4 protein-coding genes are annotated in these 5,254 nt (G+C 69.0%); 1 reads left to right on the forward strand and 3 read right to left on the reverse strand.

Going from position 1 to position 5,254, the window contains the following annotated elements; all coding sequences use genetic code 11:
* Window positions 1-53: 53 nt before the first annotated feature.
* Together AAHM41_RS38625 and melA are read right to left on the reverse strand one after the other, a co-directional pair.
* A complete protein-coding gene (locus AAHM41_RS38625; RefSeq protein ID WP_342241948.1) occupies window positions 54-1,304 on the reverse strand; it encodes an ABC transporter substrate-binding protein in 1,251 nt (416 codons plus the stop codon).
* A gap of 48 nt (window positions 1,305-1,352) precedes the next feature.
* Window positions 1,353-2,822 carry an alpha-glucosidase/alpha-galactosidase gene (gene melA, locus AAHM41_RS38630; RefSeq protein WP_342241949.1) on the reverse strand — a complete coding sequence of 490 codons (1,470 nt, stop codon included), beginning with the start codon at window positions 2,820-2,822 and terminating at the stop codon, window positions 1,353-1,355.
* A gap of 108 nt (window positions 2,823-2,930) precedes the next feature.
* Between melA and AAHM41_RS38635 the strand changes: the two genes are divergently transcribed.
* Window positions 2,931-3,848, forward strand: a complete 918-nt coding sequence (locus AAHM41_RS38635) for a helix-turn-helix transcriptional regulator (RefSeq protein ID WP_342241950.1) — start codon at window positions 2,931-2,933, stop codon at window positions 3,846-3,848.
* On the opposite strand, the gene AAHM41_RS38640 is transcribed toward AAHM41_RS38635, so the two are convergent.
* Window positions 3,845-5,167 (reverse strand): hypothetical protein, encoded by a 1,323-nt coding sequence (locus AAHM41_RS38640; protein WP_342241951.1) that lies wholly within the window; start codon window positions 5,165-5,167, stop codon window positions 3,845-3,847. The two genes, AAHM41_RS38635 and AAHM41_RS38640, sit on opposite strands and share 4 nt — an antisense overlap.
* Between the last annotated feature and the right edge of the window lie 87 nt (window positions 5,168-5,254).

Below are 5,254 nucleotides of genomic sequence, written 5' to 3' on the forward strand. Positions count from 1 at the left end.
CTTAATTCGCGGGGTTTTTGGGGGTGGGGGGGGTGGCTCCGGCCAGGCTCAACTCACGACGAGCTCAGCTCGCCGGACTGGCGCAGGGCGCGGTTGACCTGCTTGGCGAGCCAGGCGGCGACCTCGGCCGGGTCCTCTTTCTTCAGGAGCACGCGGCCGATCGCTTCCTCCATCGCCCGGGTGATCTGGCCCAGCGCCACCGGCGGGAAGACCACGCCGGTCGAGGCCAGCGAAGAGAAGCCCTCGCCCCAGACTCCAGGGCTGACCACGTCCTGGCGGATCGAGGTCGTCGGCCGCGCCGCCGCCTGGTAGTCACGGCCGGTCATGAAGGCGGCGAAGGCCCAGACCTCCTTCGGATGCTGCGTCGCCTTGTAGAGGAAGAAGGGGTTGATCTCGAAGAAGGTCGCCGGCTTCAGCTTGTAGGGCGGCGGCGCCACCTTCACATCGGCCATCGTCTCGGGGTTCTGCTGGGCGCGCGACTGCATCCAGGCGCCGTCGATCGCCATGGCGTATTTGCCGAGGGCGAAGTTGCTGTCCTCCTCCTCCCAGCCCCAACCGGCGGCCTCGGGCGGCAAGGCGCCCTCGTCCAGCAGGCGGCGGTAGAAGGCGAAGACCTCGGTGGCCCGCGCCAGCTCGGCCGGGTCGTCGGCCCAGCTGTTCTTGTAGCCGCCATCTGGCTGGCGCCGGGCGATGGCGACGTCGTTCTGGGCCAGGTACATGATCAGTTCCTGCGGCGCCCGCACCCCGGTGCCGGCGATGCCGAAGCCGTACTGGCCGGTCGCCGCCTTGACCTTGACGGCCGCCGCGATCAGCTCGTCCCAGGTCTTCGGCGGCTCAGTGATCCCGGTCTTCTTCAGCGTCTCCTCGTGGTAGAGCAGCGCCCGGATGCCGAGATAATGCGGCATCGCCATCAGCTTGCCGTCGATGGTCAGCGCCTCGATCACGTTCGGGTAGATCGCCTCGCGCCCGGGCCAGTCGGCGGCATAGGGGGTGAGGTCGAGCAGCGCGCCCATGCGGTACAGCTCGCCGAACCATTCCGGCAGGCCCCAGCTGATGTCGGGCGCGTCGCCGCCGGCCACCGCCGTCACCAGCTTGTCGTGCAGGGCGCTGAAGGCGATGTTCTGGGTCTCGATCCTGATGTCCGGATGCGCCTGTTCGAAGGCGGCGATCTGGACCTGCATCGCCTTGGCGTCGGGCTGGGCCGGGTCCCAGGCCACCCAGAAGCGCAGCGTCACCGGCTCGGCCATGGCGGGCAGCGCCAGCAGCAGCCCCGCCAGAACGAGCGCGATCTTCGTCAATTTCATGGTCGCCTCCCCTCGATGGTGGTTTCCGCCGGGCGTTGACCGTCCCGGCTATTCGGCGGCGTCGGCCTTTGTCCGGGCCCGCGCCTCGCGCAATTCGTCGACGCTGCGCACCGACAGGCGGGCGGCGCCGCCCCAGTCGCGCGTCGCCACGCCGCCGCGGGCCAGGCGCTGCTTCGCACCGGCAATGGCATCGGCGTATTGCGGCAGCCATTCGGCCTGGGCCACCAGCAGCTCGTCGACCATCTGCCAGACCTCGTCCGGGTTGCAGACGGCGCCGACCAGCGGGTCGTGCAGCACGGCCAGGCGCAGCAGGTCGAGGTCGCCGGTCACTGCCGCCTTCACCGCCATGCGCTGGACATTGACCGAGGCGCTGCAGGTGGCGGCGCAGCCCAGCGGCAGCTCCAGCCCCGCCGCCATGTTCAGGCCGAAGCGGTCGACGAAGCCCGGGGTCTCGACGATGCAGTCCTGCGGCAGGTTCGTGATCAGCCCCTGGTTGCGGCGGTTGAAATGGCCGCGATAGACCCGGCCGGTCTCCAGCGCCTCGATGATGTAGCTGCCGTGCTCGTCGGAGCGGCGGTGGTCGGAGAGCGGCGCCCCGGCCTCGGCCAGCCAGCGCGGGAAGTCGGTCTCGAACCAGTTCCGCTGCTCGGTGCAGTGGCGCAGATAGCCGCCGGTCTCGCCGTTGATCCAGTTCGACAGGTCGATCCAGCGGTTGATCTCGTCCGGCCGCTTCCGGTACCAGGGCAGGTATTCGCTGAGATGGCCGTTGCTCTCGGTCGAGTAGCAGCCGAAGCGGCGCAGCACGTCGATCCGGACCTTCTCCTCCCGGCTGTAGCGCGGATGGCGCTCGAAGGCCTCCAGCAGCTCCCCGGCCTCGATCTTACGGCCGCGGAAGCGGATGTCGATGTACCAGGTCTGGTGGTTGATGCCGGCGCAGATATAGTCGACCTCGCGCGGGTCCTCGGCGCCCAGCACCTCGGCGATCTGGTGCCAGCCATGCTGCACGCCATGACACAGGCCGATGGTGTTGGCGACGCCGCCATGCTCGATCGCGGCCCAGGTGTTCATCGCCATCGGGTTGGCGTAGTTCAGGAACCACGCTCCCTCCTCCGCCTCCGCCCGGATGTCGCGGCAGAAATCGAGGATCTGCGGGATGTTGCGCTGGCCGTACAGGATGCCGCCGGCACAGATGGTATCGCCGACGCATTGGTCGACACCGTATTTCAGCGGGATCTCGATGTCGCTGGCGAAGGCGCTTAAGCCCCCGACGCGGACACAGCTGATGACGTAGCGCGCCCCTGCCAGCGCCCGGCGCCGCTCCACGGAGGTGGTGACCCGCGCCGGCAGGCGATTGGCCTCGATGTCGCGGCGCAGGATCTGCGCCACCATGTCGAGGTTGTCGGCGTTGATGTCGTGCAGCGCGAATTCGGTGTCCTGCAGCTCCGGCACCTTCAGCATGTCGCGCACCAGCTTCCGGGTGAAGCCGACGCTGCCCGCGCCGATCACGGCAACCTTCATCGCATCCTCCTGGAGCCCAACGGCCCCTCGGCAAGCCATTTCGTGCTATGGTCTATGAGGCCGGGAAAAGCGGCGAAAGAGGAATTTCGTGCGATCATGGGGCATTCCATGCTGCCAACGCTGCGCGAGCGCGCCCCGGGCGGGGTCTCGGTGGTGTTCCCGAAGGACCGCTACCGGCTGCACGCCATGGTCACCAGCGCCGGCTACGACCGCTGCACCGACCCTGGCTATGACTGGCACGGGCTGAGGCGCGGCGACGCGCCCTTCGTGCTGCTGCAGCACACCATCGGCGGCCGCGGCCATCTGCGGGTCGAGCGCAAGCGCTGGGAGCTGCGGCCGGGCCAGACCATGCTGCTGCGCTTCCCGCAGGACAACCGCTACTGGCTGGGCCGCAATCCGGAATGGGAGTTCTTCTGGCTGTGCCTGAACGGCCGCGAGGTGCTGCGGGTGTGGCGCGAGGTCATTGCCGCGCATGGGCCGGTGGTGACGCTGCCGGAGGCCGCGGTCGAGCGGCTGGCGGGCTTCTGCCTGTCGGCGCTGCAGGGCGAGGCCGGCAGCCCGGCCCGCGCCTCGGCCCTCGCCTATGGCGCGGCGATGGGCCTGGCCGAGGAGCTGCTGCCCTGGGGCGAGGCGCCGGCGGATTCGCCCCGTCCGGCGGCGATCGAGCGGGCCGTGTCGCTGTGCGCCGGCCAGCCGGCCGAGCGGATCGACGTCGCCCGCATGGCCAGGGCCGCGGGCTACAGCCGCTATCATTTCAGCCGGGTGTTCGCCGCGCATGAGGGCACGACGCCGGCCCGCTACCTGCTGCGCCTCAGGATGGAGGAGGCGGCGCGGCTGCTGCATGTCGAGGAGGCGCCGGTCAAGGTGATCGCGCAGCGCTGCGGCTTCGACGACGCCAACTATTTCGCCAAGGTGTTCCGCCGCTTCTACGGCATCGGACCGCGCGACTTCCGGCGCAGCGGCATGTATGCCGGGACGGTGCGGGCCGGCCGGGGCGAAGAGGCCGGCCCGCCGCCCCCGGCCTAGCCGGCGTTGCCGCCGCCGGCGATGGCCGACGGCTTGCCGCCGACCGGGATGTCCAGCCCCTGCTTCAGGCTGTTCAAGTAGAACTCGCGGATGCGGCCGTTCTCCGGGTCGCTGACGAAGGCGCTGTTGCCGATGATGGCGACTGTGGGCTGCGGCGTTGCCGCGTCCCAGGCGCAGTCGAAGGCCGGGACGGCGTCGAACTCCGCCACCGCCTTCCATTCCGGCGCGATGTCGTAGACCCGCAGCTTGCCGTCCTGGGTGAGGTTGACGACCCGCTTGCCGTCGCCGGTCACCTCGTACTGGCAGACCGCCTGGCCGCCGAGGATCGGGAACACGTCCGCGGCGGTCAGCGTCCCGGCCGTCGGATCGATCCGCAACAGGGCCTCGAAGGGCCGGCCGTTCTCGCCGCCGTAATTGGCGACCAGATACCGGCCCGACGGGCCGGCCTTGATGGTGCTGGCGCGGCGGCCATCGGGATAGGCCAGCTTGCGCGCGCCCCAGGCCCCGTCCGGCCCTTGGCCTATCACCAGGACGCCGCCGTCGCTGGCGGCGTCGCCCTCGATCCGGGCGTTGCAGCCGAAGACATGGACATCCTGCAGCCCGGCATGGCCGTGGAACTCCTTGCAGGAGCGGTCCGGGTCCGCCGTGTCGTTGAAGGTGGCGACGGCCTTCCAGCCCTGCGCCTTGTCGAGAATCTGGAAGCCGTTCGGCCGCGACGACACCGTCTTGTCGTCACCCCGGGCATAGGCCTCCTTCGACACCGAGATCAGGAACCGGTCGCCGCCGAGCGGCACCGCGATGCCATGCTGGGGCGCGGGTGCCGGCCAGACGGTGGTGTCGACCTTGTCCCCGTCCAGGCTGTCGAGGCGGATTGCGACCACCTTCGGGTCGCTTTCGCCGAGCCAGGGACGTTGCCCGTCGTAGAAGACGGTCAGCCAGCCCTGCTCCGACACGACATGAGACGGCTTGTCGCCGGTGAGAGTCAGGTCGAGCAGTTTCACCTCGCCCTTCTCGATGTCGAAATGATCCTCGTGCGATTCGTAGAACAGGCCGCTGTCCAGGATTCGGATGGTGCCGGACTCGTCACCGCTGCGGATCACCACGAAGCGCCCGCCTTCGGTGCCGATCAGCGCCGGATCGGCCTTCGACGCCTCGAAGCGGTGGGTCACCTTCGCGGTGTCGAGGTCGAGCACGCTGACGACGGGTTTCTCGTGATCGGCGAAGACCAGCCGGCCGCGCACCACATGGTCATGGGCGGAGGCGTCGGTGGAAAGGGTGGCCAGCAGCGCTGCGGCGGCGATCCAACGAGGTCTGGTCATTTCGGAGGTTCCTGGAAATCGTTAATTTCTTTTAATGTTATAACATATCGAAAATAGACAGCAAGATGCGTGAGCCTCCATTCACCG

Source organism: Inquilinus sp. OTU3971 (assembly GCF_038440215.1).

Bases quoted from the DNA above. Each gene is read 5' to 3' on its own strand.
- AAHM41_RS38640 (WP_342241951.1), bottom strand. From the start codon at position 5,167: ATGACCAGACCTCGTTGGATCGCCGCCGCAGCGCTGCTGGCCACCCTT.
- AAHM41_RS38625 (WP_342241948.1), bottom strand. From the start codon at position 1,304: ATGAAATTGACGAAGATCGCGCTCGTTCTGGCGGGGCTGCTGCTGGCG.
- melA (WP_342241949.1), bottom strand. From the start codon at position 2,822: ATGAAGGTTGCCGTGATCGGCGCGGGCAGCGTCGGCTTCACCCGGAAG.
- AAHM41_RS38635 (WP_342241950.1), top strand. From the start codon at position 2,931: ATGCTGCCAACGCTGCGCGAGCGCGCCCCGGGCGGGGTCTCGGTGGTG.